The sequence below is a fragment of the Neobacillus sp. PS2-9 genome, from assembly GCF_030915525.1.
GTDB lineage: Bacteria > Bacillota > Bacilli > Bacillales > Cytobacillaceae > Neobacillus.
In genome coordinates, this window is record NZ_CP133269.1 from 2,343,771 (window position 1) to 2,362,837 (window position 19,067).

The 19,067-nt window shown below is 38.6% G+C and carries 19 protein-coding genes; 17 read left to right on the forward strand and 2 right to left on the reverse strand.

Annotation, left to right across the window (positions count from 1 at the left end):
- Window positions 1-12: 12 nt before the first annotated feature.
- The gene (locus RCG25_RS11825) at window positions 13-753 is read right to left on the reverse strand and encodes a YqcI/YcgG family protein (protein WP_374121077.1); all 741 of its coding nucleotides are present in this window, start codon (window positions 751-753) and stop codon (window positions 13-15) included.
- 182 nt (window positions 754-935) lie between these two features.
- Between RCG25_RS11825 and RCG25_RS11830 the strand changes: the two genes are divergently transcribed.
- The 3 genes from RCG25_RS11830 to RCG25_RS11840 all read left to right on the forward strand — a co-directional run bounded on the left by RCG25_RS11830 (window position 936) and on the right by RCG25_RS11840 (window position 2,423).
- Window positions 936-1,445: a hypothetical protein gene (locus RCG25_RS11830; RefSeq protein ID WP_308083843.1), complete on the forward strand. Its 510-nt coding sequence runs from the start codon at window positions 936-938 to the stop codon at window positions 1,443-1,445.
- 2 nt (window positions 1,446-1,447) lie between these two features.
- Window positions 1,448-2,008 carry a class I SAM-dependent methyltransferase gene (locus tag RCG25_RS11835; protein ID WP_308083844.1) on the forward strand — a complete coding sequence of 187 codons (561 nt, stop codon included), beginning with the start codon at window positions 1,448-1,450 and terminating at the stop codon, window positions 2,006-2,008.
- A 238-nt stretch (window positions 2,009-2,246) separates the two neighbouring features.
- Window positions 2,247-2,423 (forward strand): hypothetical protein, encoded by a 177-nt coding sequence (locus RCG25_RS11840; protein WP_308083845.1) that lies wholly within the window; start codon window positions 2,247-2,249, stop codon window positions 2,421-2,423.
- A gap of 100 nt (window positions 2,424-2,523) precedes the next feature.
- Here the strand turns inward: RCG25_RS11840 and RCG25_RS11845 are convergent, their stop codons facing one another.
- Window positions 2,524-2,916, reverse strand: a complete 393-nt coding sequence (locus RCG25_RS11845) for a hypothetical protein (protein ID WP_308083846.1) — start codon at window positions 2,914-2,916, stop codon at window positions 2,524-2,526.
- A 149-nt stretch (window positions 2,917-3,065) separates the two neighbouring features.
- On the opposite strand from RCG25_RS11845, the gene RCG25_RS11850 reads away from it, so the two are divergent.
- From RCG25_RS11850 to RCG25_RS11915, 14 genes are all read left to right on the forward strand, one after another.
- Window positions 3,066-4,133 (forward strand): DmpA family aminopeptidase, encoded by a 1,068-nt coding sequence (locus RCG25_RS11850; RefSeq protein ID WP_308083847.1) that lies wholly within the window; start codon window positions 3,066-3,068, stop codon window positions 4,131-4,133.
- 109 nt (window positions 4,134-4,242) lie between these two features.
- Window positions 4,243-5,079 (forward strand): IclR family transcriptional regulator, encoded by an 837-nt coding sequence (locus RCG25_RS11855; RefSeq protein ID WP_308083848.1) that lies wholly within the window; start codon window positions 4,243-4,245, stop codon window positions 5,077-5,079.
- Window positions 5,076-6,032, forward strand: a complete 957-nt coding sequence (locus tag RCG25_RS11860; protein WP_308083849.1) for a S66 peptidase family protein — start codon at window positions 5,076-5,078, stop codon at window positions 6,030-6,032. The genes RCG25_RS11855 and RCG25_RS11860 overlap by 4 nt, the downstream gene beginning before the upstream one ends.
- Window positions 6,033-6,042: 10 nt before the next feature.
- Window positions 6,043-7,803 carry an ABC transporter substrate-binding protein gene (locus RCG25_RS11865; RefSeq protein WP_308083850.1) on the forward strand — a complete coding sequence of 587 codons (1,761 nt, stop codon included), beginning with the start codon at window positions 6,043-6,045 and terminating at the stop codon, window positions 7,801-7,803.
- Window positions 7,804-7,826: 23 nt separating this feature from the next.
- Complete coding sequence (locus RCG25_RS11870) at window positions 7,827-8,795, forward strand: ABC transporter permease (RefSeq protein WP_308083851.1); 969 nt, start codon at window positions 7,827-7,829, stop codon at window positions 8,793-8,795.
- Window positions 8,796-8,808: 13 nt separating this feature from the next.
- Window positions 8,809-9,726: an ABC transporter permease gene (locus tag RCG25_RS11875; protein WP_308083852.1), complete on the forward strand. Its 918-nt coding sequence runs from the start codon at window positions 8,809-8,811 to the stop codon at window positions 9,724-9,726.
- 1 nt (window position 9,727) lies between these two features.
- Window positions 9,728-10,690 carry an ABC transporter ATP-binding protein gene (locus RCG25_RS11880; RefSeq protein ID WP_308083853.1) on the forward strand — a complete coding sequence of 321 codons (963 nt, stop codon included), beginning with the start codon at window positions 9,728-9,730 and terminating at the stop codon, window positions 10,688-10,690.
- Window positions 10,687-11,670: an ABC transporter ATP-binding protein gene (locus RCG25_RS11885; RefSeq protein ID WP_308083854.1), complete on the forward strand. Its 984-nt coding sequence runs from the start codon at window positions 10,687-10,689 to the stop codon at window positions 11,668-11,670. Before RCG25_RS11880 ends, RCG25_RS11885 begins: the two co-directional genes overlap by 4 nt.
- A gap of 15 nt (window positions 11,671-11,685) precedes the next feature.
- Complete coding sequence (locus tag RCG25_RS11890; RefSeq protein ID WP_308083855.1) at window positions 11,686-12,846, forward strand: M20 family metallopeptidase; 1,161 nt, start codon at window positions 11,686-11,688, stop codon at window positions 12,844-12,846.
- 42 nt (window positions 12,847-12,888) lie between these two features.
- Window positions 12,889-14,274 (forward strand): aminotransferase family protein, encoded by a 1,386-nt coding sequence (locus RCG25_RS11895; protein ID WP_308083856.1) that lies wholly within the window; start codon window positions 12,889-12,891, stop codon window positions 14,272-14,274.
- The gene (locus RCG25_RS11900; protein WP_308083857.1) at window positions 14,258-15,544 is read left to right on the forward strand and encodes an aspartate aminotransferase family protein; all 1,287 of its coding nucleotides are present in this window, start codon (window positions 14,258-14,260) and stop codon (window positions 15,542-15,544) included. The genes RCG25_RS11895 and RCG25_RS11900 overlap by 17 nt, the downstream gene beginning before the upstream one ends.
- A gap of 13 nt (window positions 15,545-15,557) precedes the next feature.
- A complete protein-coding gene (locus tag RCG25_RS11905; protein WP_308083858.1) occupies window positions 15,558-17,006 on the forward strand; it encodes an aldehyde dehydrogenase family protein in 1,449 nt (482 codons plus the stop codon).
- A gap of 24 nt (window positions 17,007-17,030) precedes the next feature.
- Window positions 17,031-18,533 (forward strand): M81 family metallopeptidase, encoded by a 1,503-nt coding sequence (locus tag RCG25_RS11910; protein ID WP_308083859.1) that lies wholly within the window; start codon window positions 17,031-17,033, stop codon window positions 18,531-18,533.
- A gap of 3 nt (window positions 18,534-18,536) precedes the next feature.
- Window positions 18,537-19,013, forward strand: a complete 477-nt coding sequence (locus RCG25_RS11915; RefSeq protein WP_308083860.1) for a GNAT family N-acetyltransferase — start codon at window positions 18,537-18,539, stop codon at window positions 19,011-19,013.
- Window positions 19,014-19,067 lie beyond the last annotated feature (54 nt).

A 19,067-nucleotide genomic window follows, 5' to 3' on the forward strand; every position in this document is an offset into this window, starting at 1 on the left:
ATATATATAAGGCTATTCTTTTTCTATAAATTGATGAAAAGGACATTTTGATAAAGAGGAGTCATCATCTCGTAAAAAATATTGTCTCCACTCAAAATTGTCTTCCAGACCATAGCTATTTAAATCAGGATGAATATCGATAGAATCATAGGTTTCCAGTCTTTTTCGAACCTGTGATTTAATATTTTTTGCAAAAGCCACGTTCTTATTAAAATTCCTTAATACCCATCTAGGTGTGATGGCTAACATGAAAAAATCAAAATGTCTGCTTCTTCTATTCATATGGGAAGGTGTCGCGCAATACATAAAATACTGTTCTCCGTTAAAACAGAACTCCCAAATAGGATTATGCGGGTCATACGGAATTTGATTAGGCCATTCCATATCATCTATGTCACTTAAGCCACTCAATTGTTCCCAAAATAATTGTTCAAACATTTCAACAGTATATGTTTCCTTTAAATCGTTCGGAGTCTCATAAAAAATGATTAGAGATGTAAAATCACCAAACTCTTTAGATGACTTCGTGTAGTCGCTTAATAACAATGCAACCTCATCAGTCGTAGCTGAACGCCTTGGGTCACCGACAAACCCATATCGTAATTGGTTTGTTGAATAGCCAATGGTGGCAGGTATACATGGAAATAGTCGTTCTTTATCTTTTATTTTCTCTTGGAATTTCCCTAATACAGTTTTTTTCCATTGTTGGAGTTGGTTTCGTGATGCGGGGGCATCTTTGAATAGTTTGCTTATTATAATCACCTCCTAATGGCTTATACAGTATATTCATGTTGAGATTAGGGGGGTGAATGTCCTATACAATATGGGCTGTGGCAGAATTCTTTGAAAGGATATACAATGGATAGGTGTAATGAAAGAGTGTTTTTCGGGCATTTATGATTTATAGATGGAACAACTGTATGGGGGAACGGATTATGGTAGTTGTAAAATCAGTAAAAATTGATGGTGAGGGCATTCACGTATTTAAAAGTGCAATATATATTTTTGAAACAGGTTCGAACTTCACTTTAGAACTGAATCTAATTGTAAGTGAGATTGTTGTTAAAAAATATAAAAAGGAAGAGACACTCATTATCGAGGTAGAATTAGATGATGGTAGAGTCATACATTCAATCATGCATGTTAAAATCCTCTCAGGTGGATTACCACAGCTTAATTTATTCTGCGAACTGGATGACTTTGAGGAGTATAAAGATTTTGAGCGGGTGAACGAAAATGATTCTTGGTTTCCTAATATAGAAGAAGGCATCACAATAGAGGATATTAGAAAAGTGGAAATGCCTGATGAAGAATTTAGTATAAAATTAAAGCTTCCCATTGACCAAGTTGAATGGCTAAAGAATCAGAAAAGGGCACGATTGAATGAACTTTTTAAAGAGGTCATTTATGATTTGTGGAAAAAAGGATATAGAGATGGAGTATGAAAATGAATTCAAGGATGAAATGGAACTCAAAACATAAAGAGCGCCTGGATCAACAGAGGCTACCTGAACCAAATCCTAGAATAAAGAATCTATCTGCCTATTTAACTGGTGGTAGGGCCCTTGATCTTGCTTGTGGTCTAGGGGGTAATAGTATTTTTCTTGCACAATTGAACTATGAGGTCGAAGCGATTGATATTTCGGAAGTCGCTATCCGTTATATTCAAGAACAGGTTACAAGAGATAATCTCACAATCCACCCAAAAGTTTGTGACCTTACGGAATTAAACAATCAACATTGGCGTAACCAAACTTTTGATTTAGTAGTCATTACATATTTCCTTGATCGCTCATTATTTCCCTTTGTTAAGAACCTCGTAAAAGAGGAAGGTTATTTTTTTATGGAAACCTTCTACCAGTCCCCGCAGAACGAGAATCAGGGAGTGTCGAATCAGTATAAGCTGCAGCCTAAAGAGTTGTTAACTGAATTTAGCGATTGGAAAGTACTGGTTTTTGAAGAAAATGAACAAGAAGGTAGGCAAGTTATATTTTGTCAGAAACCGTAGGAAGATATCCTAGCGGTTTTTTTGTGCTTCCTGCAATTGTTCCATAACAGTCTGAGTAGCTTCCAGAAAGGTTACTGAAAAACCTCCATGCCCTCTATTTAGCATTCCCAAGCTAGAAGCTTATCACATATCTTAAAATAAGGAGTACATTTGTATTAAATCTTTCAGTATTCTTTTTAAATATCGAGTAAATTGGATAAAACATTAAGAGATGGGGCGATTAATAAGGAGGAAAGCAATGATGGATCAACCATTTAATTATCCAGAAATTTTCTATAATGAAGTAATTTACTATTTAGAATCAAAATGGAATCGTCGTTTAAGCGAACACGAACGTCATGTGTTGATAGAAGGGTATCGGTTTGGAAGAATGATTGAAGCAGAGGCTGAAATCAAAATTCTTTTTACAAATTAATGGGTTTAATATAACTTCCAAGAAATAATAAGAACCAAATAAAATGGCTATTCGCAAAGGCTGACTCAATTGATATGAGATCAGCCTTTTTCTAACAAATCTAATCCTTGAACTCCACATGTCCATTCTCATCAATTTCTATCGTGGTATAACTTTTAAAAACATCCATGTTCGTGATTTCATGTTTTACCGAGCTTGCAAAGCTCTCCATGTATGGTTGGTACACCTCAGGGTTTTTCACAAGATGATAAAAATTGACTCTTTTTCCATCTTTCATATCTGTCATTCTTAGTAAAAATCGATCTCCAAACTGTCCTTTAAACCACTCTCTAGCTTCTTCATGACTTTTAAAAGAAGGAATTTGACTATGCTCGACCGTAAAATCCTGTTCCATTGGTACCTTCACCTCTTTTCTTAATATGCATAAGTGATAACCTTGCTTTTGATTTTTTTCTTCCTTACTTTTCCCTATTATTAATGATTTATAAGTCATATTTCTCCTTTAAAAATAAAAAGTATGAGCAATGTTACGCCCGAAACGGGCTATTTCTTTTTCACTATTTCTTTCTTGGTTAGAGGAAATAACATATGTATAGCGTATTTTACAGACAGGCTCATAATTTTTGGAGGGAGAGACTTTAAATGGAAGAAAGAAAACGAGTGAGTGAGTTAGGAATAAAAATAGGGAGATTTCCAACTGGCCTTAACAACGCTATTACAGATATCCCTGGTGTAAAAGTGGGACACGAAACGGTTATTACTGACATACAGGAGGGGCAAGGTCCGGCGCGAACAGGTGTAACGGTGATTCTGCCGAATGAAGATATTTACAATCAACGTATATTTGCTAATAGCCATGTGATTAATGGTGCAGGTGAAATGACCGGTATGGTACAAATGAAAGAATGGGGCATCATCGAAACACCAATTGCCCTTACTAACTCTATGAATGTAGGGATTGTCAGTGATGGAATCATTGAATATATGACACAAAGATATCCCGAACTAGGAGAAACGGAGGATATTGTGCTACCCATAGTAGCAGAGTGTGATGATAGTTTTTTGAATAATCCTCGTGGTAGACATGTGAAGCAAGAACATGTTTTATCAGCAATTAGGAAGGCGACAAGCGGCAAAGTGGAAGAGGGCAGTGTGGGAAGTGGCACTGGTATGAGCTGTTTTGAGTTCAAAGGGGGGATCGGCACCTCATCAAGAGTTATTTTAGATCAATATACTATCGGAACCCTTGTAATGACCAATTTTGGTAAACGTAGAGATTTCCTATTAAATGGCGCTTCTGTTGGAGAACAACTTCTAGAATATATGCCAAAGAGTCATGTTCCTGAGGGGTCTATTATCATTGTTATCGGAACCAATGCACCATTGCTGCCTCATCAACTAGGTAGGCTGGCCAAAAGAGCGGCATTAGGACTGGGGAAAGTAGGTTCTAAGGCTTACCATGGAAGCGGAGAAATATCTCTTGCTTTCTCAACGGGGAATCATTTGAAAAGGGGGGAGGATTCAGAAGTATTAAACCTAATAATGTTAAATGATCAGTTCCTAAATGACCTGTTTGAGGCCGCGATTGATTGTGTAGAAGAATCTATATTAAATGCCATTTTCAAAGCAAAAACGGTTAGTGGCAGAAACGGAAATACCCTTTACGAAATACCAATTGCTAAAATCATGAAAACTTTTGCTACTCGGTGATTTTATATTTCTAACTACTCTAAATTATCAAAATATATTGACTTTTTATTTTTCAAATACCTATAATGGTACTAAGAAAGTGAAAACACTATTTCCACTAGGTGGAAATATGAAAACAAAGTTGAAATATGATAAGGGGGTGTCAGAAATAGACAAAGAAAAAAGTCAAAATATCCGTGTCTTAGAAAGGGCATTCGACATAATTGAAGCATTTTCTTTAGATGATTCGGAATTAACGCTTACTGAAATTTCGGCAAAAACTTCACTTTCTTTAGCCACGATTCATCGATTTATTCAAACGATGTTGGCGAGAGGCTATATTGAGCAAGATCCAATATCTAGTAAGTACAAACTAAGTAAGCAATTTGTCAGACTAGGTGGAATAGTCGTGAGAGGCCTAGATCTGGTTCAAACTGCAATGCCCTACCTTCAAGAACTATCCAATAAAACCGCACAGAATTGTAACCTCAGTGTGTACGATCAAGGGAAGGTCTTATGTCTAATCAATATTGAATCCTTTAAAAGCTATTTTATGGGGATTAAAGTAGGACAGAGTCTCCCTGTATATGGAGGGGCTTTATCAAAAGTCATCTTAGCTCATCTTCCAACAGGTTTAATATCTACCCTCATCTCAGATGATTTACCATCTTTTACACCACAAACGATATCTCACAGAGACCTATTATTAAAAGAACTTGAAAAAATTCGACAACAAGGCTATGCCGAATCTAGGGGAGAACTAACCATCGGGGAAGCAGCAATAGCCGCACCTATCTACGATTATTTAAACGAGGTCGTTGCTGGAATCTCTATTTCTGGTCCTGAACATCATTATGTAGAAGAAAAACAAATTGATTTCCGTAACCAGCTTTTACAGACGGCTACACTCATATCCAGACAATTAGGTGCCGTTAACATGAGGTCAGTAGGTGCTGAAGAGCGATGAAAAAAATAAAACCTGCCAGATTAAAAAAAGGGGATACCATTGGAATTGTTGCCCCTGCAAGTCCTTTATACAATAAAAGTGATCTTATTCGAGGCATAAAAACACTTGAGGAATGGGGCTTTGAAGTAATACTTGGAGACCATGTAAATGCGAGATATGAATACCTAGCAGGCACGGATGAACAACGGGGACAGGATCTGAACTCAATGTTTAAAAATGATCGCGTTGATGCAATTTTCGTCACTCAAGGGGGCTATGGGTCAGCGAGGATGCTGCGATACATAGATTTTGATGCTATTAAACAAAATCCCAAAATCTTTATAGGCTACAGTGATATTACAGCCATTCATCTTGCGATACAGAAGCTGACTGGTTTGGTATCCTTTCACGGGCCTGGAATGGCGGGATTTAATCCTGAGGAGTTAACAGAATATAGAAAGAATCAGCTCTTTAAAGCATTACTATCTGACCAGCCAATAGGTGATATTGAGCTCGCTGATAAGAAAAAATGGATTAACATCATTCACCAAGGGGAAGCAAGAGGCGAGATGGTAGGTGGAAATCTTACTTTAATCTGTTCCTCTTTAGGTACGCCATACGAAATTGAAACTGAAGGGAAAATTCTATTTTTTGAAGAGCTAGATACTGAACCATGGGTTATGGATCATATGCTTTCACATTTATTAAATGCAGGAAAACTGCAGAAAGTTGCAGGGATAGTCATTGGTGAATGTAAAGATTGTGAACCATTTAAGCACAACCCAGGTTTCCCCGTAACCTTCAGTTTAGAAGATATTTTAGAAGAGTATATAAAGCCATTAGGAATCCCAGCAATATATGGCTTGCCACTGGGACATACAAAGGATTTGGCCACCATTCCATTAGGGGTACAAGGCTTTTTAGATGCAACAAATGGAAAACTAATTATAGAGGAATGCGGAACGCGTTCGTAGGGGGTAAAAGATGAAAAAGAAGTTATCGCTTTTATTTATTGTTTCTATTGTTTTCGTTATGTTATGTGCACCTCTTGCAAGTATGAATGTAAAAGCGGCTAGTCCCTCTTCATTAAGAGTCGGTTGGACGAAAGAACCGGATAGCTTGAGTCCGTTTATTTCGAATCGAGTTTCTACTTTTGAATTGCACTTATTAATCTATGATACTCTAGTTGCTTTCGATAATAATTTAAAGCCAGTAGGAAGATTAGCAGAAAGCTGGAAAGTTAGTGACGATAATTTAACGTGGACATTTAAATTAAAGAAAGGCGTCAAGTGGCATGACGGCAAACCATTTACCTCAAAAGACGTCAAGTTTTCTTATGAAACGATTTTAAAATCGGAAATGGGAATGTACTCTGATTTCTTGAAAGGTATATCTAGTATTAAAACGCCTGATGATTACACAGTAGTTATAAAAACAGACAAACCAAAAGCAAATATGCTTTATATTACAACTCCAATCATACCAAAGCATATTTGGGAGAAAGTGAAATTTAAAGATTTAGAAACTTGGCCGAACAAGAAACCAATTGGAACAGGTCCTTTTAAATTTGTTGAATGGAAAAAAGGAGAATATGTAAAGTTAGAGGCGAATAAGGACTACTTCATGGGCGCACCGAAGTTCGATGAGTTAATCTATCCTCTTTACGCAAACAACGATACAATGGTTCAATCCCTAAAAGTTGGTGAGATTGATGCAGCGATTAATATTAACTCCAATCAAGTAAAATTACTAGAGTCAGAGAAGAACATCAAGGTTGTATCAATTCCAACAAACAGCTTTACCAATATTGGTATTAATACGTGGAAGGATAAGGCGTCAAAGGGAAATCCGTTATTATTAAACAATTCTATTAAACAGGCAATGGAATATGCGATTGATAAGCAAAAAATCATTGATGTGGCGTTTTCGGGTCAAGGGAAACCAGGAACAACGATTGTCCCTTCGTTTTTAAGCGACTGGCATTTTCAGTTGAGTCCAGAAAAGGCGAGGGCATTCGATCTTAATAAAGCTAAATCCATTTTAGATGAAGCTGGCTTTCTAGATAAAAATGGTGATGGAGTACGTGAAGATCAAAGTGGCAAACCTTTAGAGTTTCGTTTTTATTTACGAAGTGATTCTCCAGAAGAAGTAAAAGCAGGTCAAATGGTTCATTCCATGTTAAAGGATGCTGGAATTGAGACAAAAGTAGAGACGCTTGATGATGGTGTACTAGGTGACCGCATTTATGACAATGGAGATTATGATTTATTCATATGGGGATGGACCACAGATATAGACCCAACGACAATCTTAAGTATTGTAAGTACCGACCAAATTGGAAATCTTAGTGAAACCTACTACTCTAATCCTAAGTATGATGAGTTATTAGCTAAGCAAGAAACGACACTTGATTTTAAGGAACGTCAAGGTATGGTGTATCAGATGCAGGATTTACTTGCTGAAGATCTTCCTTATATCATCCTTATGGAAGAAAATGCTATGCAAGCCGTTCGGACAGATAAATGGAAGGGCTGGACTCCTGTTAAAGGCGCCTATTTTATGGCAGCGAATAACTATAATTATCTGCATGTAGAGCCAACAAATGGAACGGCGAATAATACAAATACTAAAGAAAGCAGTAACACTTGGCTGATATATGGTGGGGTGGCTCTCGTTTTAATTGTTGGTGTAATCGTTATTTTTGCAAGAAGAAAAAAGGGTATCGATCAGTTTGATGAGATGTAGAACGATCTGTTGAAGGAGAATCTATGAAACTTAAATACTTGATAAAAAAGATAGCTAATGCGATATTCACCTTGTTTTGTGTACTTATCATCAACTATTTTTTGTTTCGGGTTATGCCGGGTGATCCTCTAGCCATGATGCTGCGTGATCCAAAGGCATCCCCTGAATCCGTAGAAAAAATGAAGCATCTTTTTGGGTTGGATCAGGCTTGGTACGTGCAGTTTGGCTTATATGTGAAACAGCTTTTATCTGGTGACCTAGGCATGTCCTTTTTATTTAAACAACCGGTAACAGAACTCATTGCCATTAAAATTGTGCCTACGCTTCTTTTAGTAGGTGTTGCTACCTTAGTCTCCCTAATTGGCGGTATCTTTTTAGGGATTCTTGCTGCAAGAAAAAGAGGAAAGAAAGTGGATGTTATGTCACTCTCATTCTCCTTATTAACCTACTCCATGCCAACCTTTTGGGTTGGTGTGGTGTTGGTTGCACTATTGAGTGTTCATTTAACACTTTTTCCTACCTCAGGCATGACAACGGCTGGTTTGGTCTTTTCAAGTTCTATGGATGCGGTGGTTGATGTTGCACACCATTTATTTCTTCCGGCGTTATCACTTAGCTTGGTCTTATTAGGACAATATGTACTGATAATGAGAAATTCACTTATCGACGAACTAACAGAAGATTATGTCCAAACTGCAAAAGCGAAGGGATTTTCTGAAAAATATATTGTACGTAAGCACGCTGTACCTAATGCTATGTTACCGATGGTTACTGTCATATCAATCAATCTTGGATTTATGATTGCAGGTGCGATTGAAATTGAAACGGTTTTTTCTTGGCCAGGTATAGGCCGGTTGATGTATGAAGCCCTTTTAAATCGTGATTATCCGCTTTTGCAAGGAATTTTCCTTATTATTAGTACATGCGTTATTTTTGCCAACTTAATCGCTGACGTACTTTACGGGTATTTAGACCCTAGAGTAAAAGGATAGAAAGGAGCTCATCATGGTCGAACCAAAAGTAGTACAGTCTTTACCGGAAATAGAAATGACAAGAAAAAAAGATGTCAGTCGAAAAAAATATGAAGAAATTATTACTGTTTTTAAAAGTAATAAAATGGGTATGGTTGGAATCAGTATTTTTGTTTTCTTTGGCTTAATTGCTCTGATTGGACCAATCATTTTTCCATTTAATCCTTTGCAAATCGGATCTGGAAATGAGGTATTACAGCCTCCAAGTAGTGAACACTGGCTAGGGACGGATGATTTAGGCAGGGATGTGTTTGCCGCATTGATTTCAGGTTCACGTGTATCTTTGGGGGTTGGAGTTCTAGCAACCGTTATTACTATGGTAGTTGGTACCTTAATTGGGATTGCCTCAGGATATAGTGGTGGTAAAGTAGATACCATCTTAATGAGATTTACAGAAATATTCCTTGTCTTACCATGGCTGCCGTTAATGTTGGTGCTAGCTGCTCTTTTAGGCTCTAGTATATGGAATATTATTTTAGTCATTGGACTAACGAGTTGGTCAAGTACTGCAAGGATTGTGCGGGCACAAACATTATCAGTAAAAGAAAGACAATTTATTGAACGGGCAAAGGCTATTGGGGCGAATGATTTCTATATTATGTATAAACACATATTACCTAACGTTTTTCCGTTAATTTTTGCAAACACGATCCTTGTATCCGCTGTGGCTATATTATCAGAAACAAGTCTTAGTTTTTTAGGAATGGGCGATGCATCCCATCCGAGCTGGGGAATGATGTTACATTACGCCTTTACTTCAGGGGCTGCTAGTGTAGGAGCCTATTGGTTTTTATTGCCGCCTGGACTATGTGTAGTAGGGGTTGTACTTGGTTTTACATTCCTGGGATATGCATTCGATGAATACTTCAACCCAAAGCTACGGAGGAAATAATATGAGTCTATTAGAAGTAAAGGATTTAAAAACATATTTTCATACAAAAGAAGGGATAGTTAAAGCTGTAGATGGAGTTACCTTTACTCTTGAAGAAGGGGAGGCTATTGCTCTGGTTGGTGAATCAGGTTGCGGAAAAACAACAACAGCTTTATCTATTACAAAGCTTCTGCCACAGGAGGGTCAGATAGCGGGGGGAAACGTCCTTTTTAATGGAAATGATCTGGTCAATATAACTCATGGAAAAATGAGGAGAACCCGCTGGAATGATATTTCGATCGTTTTTCAAGGTGCAATGAACTCTTTGAATCCTGTAATGAAGGTCGGGGACCAAATTATTGAGGCGATCATGTTACATAAAGGTAGCAGTCGTATGGAAGCAAAAAAGAAAGTAAAAGAACTTTTTGAATTAGTAGAGATTAATAGTGAACGAATGGACCAATATCCACATGAGTTCAGCGGCGGAATGAAGCAGCGTGCCATGATTGCAATGGCATTAGCATGTGACCCAAAGTTAATTATTGGTGATGAACCAACAACAGCCCTTGACGTGATGGTTCAAGCCCAAATTCTAAATTTGCTCGAAAAACTTCGGAAGGACTTAAATATGTCCATGATTCTCATCACTCACGACTTATCAGTAATGGGAGAAACGTGTGATAAAGCAGCTATCATGTATGCCGGGAAAATTGTTGAATTAGGAAGTGTTGAAGATATATTAGATAAGCATCTTCATCCCTATACAGAAAAGCTGGTACAGTCTTTTCCAGATATTTATGGGAGTAGAGAAATGATTTCTTCCATACCAGGTTCCCCTCCTAATCTCTTAAATCCTCCTGGTGGTTGTTTATTTCATCCGCGATGTGAGTTTGCAACGGAGGAGTGTCGCTCAAAAGAGCCTGTCTTAAAGGAAGTCTCTCCTAATCATTTTGTATCCTGCCATGTAAGAGGAGGGGTCATGTGACTAACGTTGTTGAAGTAAAAAATTTAAAGGTTCATTTTGATGGTCACCAAAGCTTTTTAAAGGATTTTTTCTCAAAAGAAAAAAAGGTTATTAAAGCTGTTGATGGCGTTGATTTTAACATAAAACAAGGGGAAATTGTCTCTCTTGTTGGAGAGAGTGGAAGCGGAAAAACAACAACGGGTAAAGCATTACTAAGCTTAACTCATCAAAGTGATGGAGAGATTCTCTTTGAAGGAGAGTCTATTAATCAAAAAAACAAGAAGGCGATGAAATTATTCCGTCAGAAAGCTCAGATGATTTATCAAGACCCGTATCAATCACTCAATCCAAGGAACATCATCATGGATATTGTTGCTGAACCATTAGTGGTTAATAAACTCGTTACGTCTGAGCAGGAAAAAAAGGAAAGAGTCATACAAGCGCTGGAAAGTGCGGGAATAAAACCAGCCGAGCGATTTATGTATAAGTACCCTCATGAGTTAAGTGGTGGACAAAGACAGAGAGTAGTCATTGCAAGTGCATTAATTTTAAATCCCTCCTTTATTGTGGCTGATGAGCCAGTTTCCATGCTGGATGTTTCGATTCGTGCAGATATTTTAAAACTAATGGTAGAACAAAGAGACAAAAAAGGAATATCCTATCTTTTTATTACTCATGACCTTTCTCTGGCATGGTTAATATCTGATCGCATTGCCATTATGTATTTAGGGAAAATCGTAGAGGTGGGTGACGCAGAACTTATCGCTGGTGCTTGTCTACATCCATACTCTAAAGCGTTAGTTAGTGTCATGCCTGTACCAAGAAAAATAAAAAATAGAGAAAGAATAATCTTAAAAGGTGAAACACCTAATCCAAGTCGTATCCCAACAGGCTGCCGGTTTCATCCACGCTGTCCAGTTGCGACAGATCGATGTAAAACAGAGGAGCCTGGTCTAAAAGAAGTGGCTGATGGCCATTACGTTGCATGTCACCTTGTGTAGAAGGAGGAGAATCTTTTGGATAAATTAAATCAGGTTTTGGAGCGAGAACGAAGCGAAGTCATCCATTTAAGTAAACAAATATTCAATTTTCCAGAATTAGGGCTACAAGAGAAATTCGCTTCATCCAATATGTGCGAATACTTGCAGTCAAAGGGGTTTACGGTTACGAAAGGTGTAGGTGGATTATCAACTTCATATATTGCTAGTTTTGAGATGGGGGAAGGTGGTTATCACGTAGCATTTTGTGCCGAGTACGATGCACTCCCAGAGATTGGGCATGCGTGTGGTCATCATCTAATTGGAATGGCGAGTGTTACCGCTGGTGTCATGTTGGCTGAAAGTTTGAAGGAAGAAGGAATCCCTTTCCGAGTGTCTGTCATTGGTACACCTGATGAGGAAGGTACAGGCGGAAAAATTGACTTAATTCATGCTGGGGTTTTTAAAGACGTTGATCTGACTATGATGTTTCATCCCGGATTTAGTACGGAGATACATGTTCAATCTCTTGCTTTTCATTCCTTTGAATTTATTTTTCATGGCCAAACAGCCCATGCTGCTTCAGAACCTTGGGAGGGTAGAAATGCACTTGATGGGGTTATACAAACATTTAATTCCATTAACGCATTGCGGCAGCATGTAAAACCAGATGTTAGGATCCATGGGATTATTAAAGAGGGGGGATTGGCGACCAATATCATTCCTGAACGTGCAATTGCTGAATTCTGTGTCCGCTCGAGCGATAATGATTATCTCGAGCAACTTGTAGAAAAGGTTAAAAATTGTGCAAGGGGCGCCGCATTAAGCACGGGAACAGAACTGGAAATTAAAAAAATTGGCCATTCCTATGAAGCTATGAAAAGTAACCGAGCTTTAGGTGATATTTTTCAGGAATCATTAGATGAATTAAATTTTATCGATCCTTCACAATATGAAGAGGGGATGGGCTCCATTGATATGGGGAATGTAAGCAATGTCGTTCCTGCCATTCACCCTGTAATTTCATTGACAGATCAATTCGTTCCTGGTCATACGGTAGAATTTGCGCAAATGTGTAATACGGACGATGCCTACGAAACGATGTTATTAGCTGCACATGCTATGGCATTAACGGGGTTAAAAGTAGTTAAAGATAAGGAATTACAAGAAAAGATTCGTTCCGAATTCGAAGGTAATTAAAGTATATTTTACGACTGTAGCAAAATCGATGGTGGTGGAATAATGGGTGGACTAATAGAAGATTATGTATTTCATAGGGACTTTTCAAAAACATACCCTATTATCACGCATGGTAAGGGGATTTATCTTTATGATAAGAATGGAAAAAAATACATGGATGCCTGCTCAGGGGCAGTCGCGGCTAATTTAGGCCATGGTGTGGAAGAAATTGCTGAAGCCATAGCATTTCAAGCAAAGCAAGCAGCCTTTGTCCATACCATGAGATTTGAAACAGAGGTATTGTTCCAACTTGCTGAAAAAATTGCTTTACTAGCACCTGATACATTGAATAAGGTTTATTTTACAAGCGGCGGATCGGAAGCAAACGAAAGTGCTATTAAGCTTGCAAGACAATTTCATAAGGATGCGGGGAGACCCGAAAAACACATCGTCATTGGCAGATGGCAGTCCTATCATGGAAACACATTTGGTTCTCTTTCTGCCGGAGGCGATATAAAGCGGCGACAGACATATACTCCAAGTTTAATTAATTTCAACCATGTCTATTCCCCTAACTGTAAGAGATGTCCATATCAGAGAGAAAAAGAGGACTGCGATCACAAGCAAAATTGGTCCTGTGTCAGGGATATTGAAAGCGTTATCAATGAGATCGGGCCAGAAAATGTCTCTGCCTTTATTGCTGAACCGATTGTAGGGAGCCAGCTAGGTGCTGTGAGCCCCCCTGAGGATTATTTTAAAGAAATCCGAAAGATTTGCGATTATTACAATATTGTCCTCATAGTAGATGAAGTAATGACAGGCTTTGGTCGAACGGGGAAAGATTTTGGTATTCAACACTTTGGGATAGTGCCAGATATTATTACGTTTGGGAAAGGGGTATCTGCTGGTTATGCTCCACTAGCGGGTATGATTGTTCACGACCGGATTGTCGATAGTCTAATAGAAAATAGCAAGGGGAAATTTGTTCATGGATATACGTACAGCGGCCATCCCGTTTCCGTTGCAGCTGGTCTTTCTGTTTTAACCATTTATGAACGAGATCGGATTGTAAACAACGTTCAACTTGCAGGAGATTACCTTAAACAACAACTGTTCGCCCTGAAATACCGGTGTCCGATTATATATGATGTTCGTGGAGAAGGACTTTTGTTAGGTATTGAATTAGCTATTGATGGAGAAAAAGGAACACCTTTCCCAGAAAATTTACATGCTTCTGAACGGATCAATAGCATCGCAATGGAGCTTGGAGCTGTGTTTTATCCAGGAAGTGGATCGATTAACGGCTATTTAGGAGACCATATATTAATCACACCACCGTTGAACGTTACAACGGGGGAGATCGACGAAATGATTAGAGTTCTAGAAAGTTCCTTGAATATTTTTATAGAAGAACTAAAGGAGGAAGAAGCATATGAAATTACAAAATAAATCAGATGAAATTAAAGAAAAAGCAAAAAAACATTTATCTCCTGTTTTAACGAGGGTAACAGAATTAGTTGTAGAAAAAGCAAAGGGTGCCCGATTTTGGACGGCAGATGGAGAGGAATACATTGACTTTGTATCCGGTGTGGCAGTTAATGCTGTTGGTCACGCAAATGATGCGATGGTTCAAGCAATTAAGAAACAAGCAGAGTCATTTATTCATTTCGGTCTGAACTATGGTTACTATGAATCAGCTGCTAACCTTGCAGAAAAACTTGCTGAAATTACACCGGGTAATTTAGATACTGTGTTCTTTGCTAATTCCGGCGGTGAAGCTATTGATGGTGCATTAAAATTGGCTAAAGCAGCTACAGGAAGACCAGGAATAATTGCTTTTGAAGGTTCCTTCCATGGAAGAACACTTGGAGCAACTGCTATCACTGCTTCTAGCTCCAAATACAGGAAAAACTATGAACCTATTTTAGGTGAGGTATACCATGCTCCATATCCATATCCATCTCAATTAAAATGTGTGAACGAAGAAGAGATTGTTCCTTATTGCTTGCACCAGCTTCAAAAGATCTTTGAATTACGAATTGATCCATCCCGAGTGGCAGCCATTGTGATTGAACCTGTGATTGGTGAAGGAGGATATTACCCAGCCCCGGCTGAATTTCTCCAAGAATTGAGAAAAATGACAGAAAAACATGGCATTCTCTTAATCTTTGATGAAGTACAAACTGGTTTTGGGCGTACAGGAAAAATGTTTGCTGCTGAGCATTCTGGTGTAACACCTGACATTATGGTTCTAGCAAAAGCACTTTCAGGTGGAATGCCTCTTGGTGCGATTGTAGCAAGTAGAGAGCTTCATGAAAAATGGCAAGTTGGAGGGCATGGGTCAACCTTTGGTGGTAACCCGATTTCCTGTGCTGCAGCATTAGCAAATATTGCTGTGATTGAAGAGGAAAAACTAGTCGACCGAAGCTGGGAGTTAGGAGCAAACATTGTAGTCCGGTTAAAGGAATCTCTAGATGGATTACCTGGAATTAAGGAAGTTCGCGGAATAGGAATGATGATTGGTATCGAATTTCATGAAGATGTTGCTAGCCACGCTGTTCCCATTATTAAGCAAAAGTGTTTAGAACAAAAACTTCTCATAATGAATTGCGGAGTACAGGGACAAACAATTAGGTTAATGCTCCCTCTCAATATTAATGAAGAGGATTTACATGAGGGCCTATCCATTTTAGAAGAGGCGATTAAAGAAACATTATAAAGGAGGTCAAGGTATGATCCAACAAGCTGAAAAAAAAGGATTGTATATAAATGGTTCTTGGATTCAAAAAGAGGAGCAGGAATTTTTTAAAAGTATCAACCCTGCGACAGAGGAAGTAGTTGGCTATTGTGCGGCAGCTACACCTTCACAAGTTGATGAAGCGGTAGAAAGTGCCCGATTGGCTTTTAAACAGTGGAAGAACACTCCACTGCCAGAGAGGGCACAATTTCTTTGGAAAGCTGCCAAGGCTTTTGAAGAGAAAAAGGAATTCTTAGCTCAAATGATGACCAAGGAAATGGGAAAAGTAGTAGCTGAATCACTTGGTGAAGTGGGTGTCGTAATTGAAACCTGTAAATATATGGCGGGAGAGGGAAGAAGACTTTTCGGTGAAACCGTTGGTGCGGGTGCTGAAAACCGCCATATTATGATGGTTCGTGAGCCGGTGGGTGTTGTCGCTTGTATCACACCTTGGAACTTCCCAGTCTCCCTGGCTGGCTATAAAATATTAGCAGCCCTTATTAGTGGAAATACCGTTGTATGGAAGCCTGCCTCTGAGGTTGCCCTTTCAGCCCAAATTTTCACAGATATTTTCCATGAGATTGGGCTTCCAAAAGGGGTATTAAACTTAGTTACAGGTTCAGGAAGTAAGGTTGGGGCTAAGCTGGCTGAACATAAGGATGTAAAGGTCATCTCATTTACTGGCTCAACTGAAGTGGGGATTAAACTATCAGAAACTGCCGCCAAGACATTAAAAAGAGTAGCTTTAGAGCTTGGGGGCAAAAATGCTGTTATTGTGTTGAAAGATGCAGATTTAAAACTAGCTGCGGAAGCGATTGTTAAGGCTGCGTTTACAACAACGGGGCAAAGATGTACAGCCGCTAGCCGTGTCATTGTTGAATCAGAAGTAAAGGTTGAATTACTCAACCGAGTTGTTTCTCTAACCCAACAACTAAAAGCAGGAAATGGTCTTGAACCAGGAAATGACATTGGTCCATTAACCAATAAACAGCAGCTAGAAACGGTTGAAAAATATGTAGCTTTAGCTGTTGAACAGGGAGCTGTGATAGAATACGGCGGAAAACGATTAGCAAGTGAAAGAGGATACTTCTATGAGCCTACGATCTTAAGTAATGTAAAAAATAAGGCTGTGGTTGCACAAGAAGAAATTTTCGGTCCGGTTTTAGCATTTATAGAAGTTAATAGTTTTGAAGAAGCGATCGACGTAAATAATGATACCATTTATGGGCTATCTACTTCGTTATTTACAAACAGCCTTTACTATGCGAATCGTGGAGCAAAAGAAATTGAAAGCGGGTTAGTTTACATTAATAATGGTACTTCCAACGCAGAACTGGGTGTAGCATTCGGTGGAACGAAACAATCGGGAAACGGACATCGCGAGGTATCCCATCATGCTTTTGATGTGATGACAGAGTGGAAATCAATTTATACGACCTATTAGGATTGTATTAAAGGGAGATGTCTAATGAAAAAGCTTCGAGTTGGAATCGCTTTTTTCTATCATGAATCCCACAGTTTTGCTCCTTTAAAAACGGATATCGAAGCATTTTATAATGAAGGATACTTTAAAGGAGACGAAATCTTTTCAGCCTATTCAGCAACGAAAACAGAAGTAGGCGGTTTTCTGGATGTCCTTACAAAGGAAGAGCATATTGAAGTGGTTCCGCTTCTTTGTGCAGCTGCGACACCTGCGGGACCAGTAACGAATGAAGCCTATCAGCTAATAGAAAAAGAAATGCTGACGGAATTAGAGAAGGCCGACCATTTAGACGGTTTGTTATTAGCTCTACATGGTGCAATGGTCGTAGAAGATCTCTTTGACCCTGAAGAGAAGCTGTTAAAGGAAATCCGAACAGTAATAGGGAATGATATTCCAATTGCAACGACTTTAGATATGCATGCAAATCTAAGTGCCAGAATGTTAGAGCATACTCCCTATCATTTCGGATTTAAAACCTATCCCCATGTTGATATGTATAATCAAGGAGTTAATGCAGCTAAATTACTCCTCGAGGTCATATTAGAACAAAAAAACTATGTTGCTTCCTTTATCAAGCTACCCATGATGCCACCTTCTATTAACATGCGTACAGAAGAAGGGCCTATGCATGATTTGATGGAATTAGCTTTTCAACTTGAGAGTGAACCTTCTATTATAAATGCTTCTGTGTTTGGCGGTTTTCCGTATTCCGACATTCCAATGGTGGGGGCTAGTGTTCTCGTTATTGGAAGGGATCAAACCAATGCAGATAGAGTAGCAAAAAAGTTAGCCAATCAATTTTGGGACCTTCGTAATGATTTTATTATGCAGCTTCCAACAGTTAAAGAGGGAATGAAGCACGCTTTGTCATTAAAGGAACAAAAACCTATTGTCTTGGCTGATATCTCTGATAACCCATTAAGCTGTGGAAGTGGAGACACGACTTTTTTATTAGAAGAGTTTATAAGCGTGAATCATCCGCACACATTATTTGGCGGATTGACTGACCCTGAATCGATTGAAAGATGTAGAATGGCAGGTGTAGGTAATGAGGTCATGCTTGCCTTGGGAGGTAAAATTTCTCCGGATTTTGGAAGGCCTGTTCAAGTAATTGCAAAGGTGCTGGCTCTTTCAGATGGAGTTTTTTACAATAGCGGTCCTTTTAATCAACATTTACGAGTGGATGTGAAAGGTGCAGCTTATATAAGAGCAGGAGAAGTGGATATTCTTCTCATCGGCCGTCCAATGTCAGCCAATGATCCGGAAATGTTTCGCCATATAGGTATTGAGCCAACCTCTTATACCATTCTAGGGTTAAAAGTCAAAAATCACTTCCGGGCAGCATTTGATCCCTTAATTAGTAAGGTCATCTATGTCGATGCGCCAGGCGTGGCATCGAATGATTTAAAGCATTTTTCTTATAAAAATATACCAGAGAAAATCTGGCCTCTTAAAGATATAGATTATACTGAACTCATGGAGGTATAAGTTATGAAAGTTATTGAGAAGAATTTTTATATTGATGTTCCAGCGAAATTAACACCCGAAGACCAAAAAATGATGATGGATCTCGAATTGGATGCATTTCCAGGAACAGGTGCAGTTGACGAACAGACACTTGTTCCCTTAGCCCGTTATGGAAAACTCATATTATATAAACAGCAGAATGATGAACGGCCTGTGGCCGTTTGCGAGTGCATAAGAGATTACAATAATCCCGATAAAGCCTATATCTTTGGCTATTATGTTCGATCCGATTATAAAGGCAAGGGAGTCGGAAAAATGTTTTTGCAGGAAGTAAGTTCTATTCTGAAAAATGATGGGTTTTCTGTTGTTTGCTTAACTGTTAGTGTGAAAAACCTTCCTGCTGTAAAGTTATATGAAAAAGAAGGATTTGAAATTAAAGAAACTAGATACTCTGAGTTCGGAGTAGGGGAAGATCGTTATTATATGGAGAAAGTACTTTAGATATTGAATAAAAAGGTAAAAATGCTGCAGTCTGGTATCAGGATGCAGCATTTT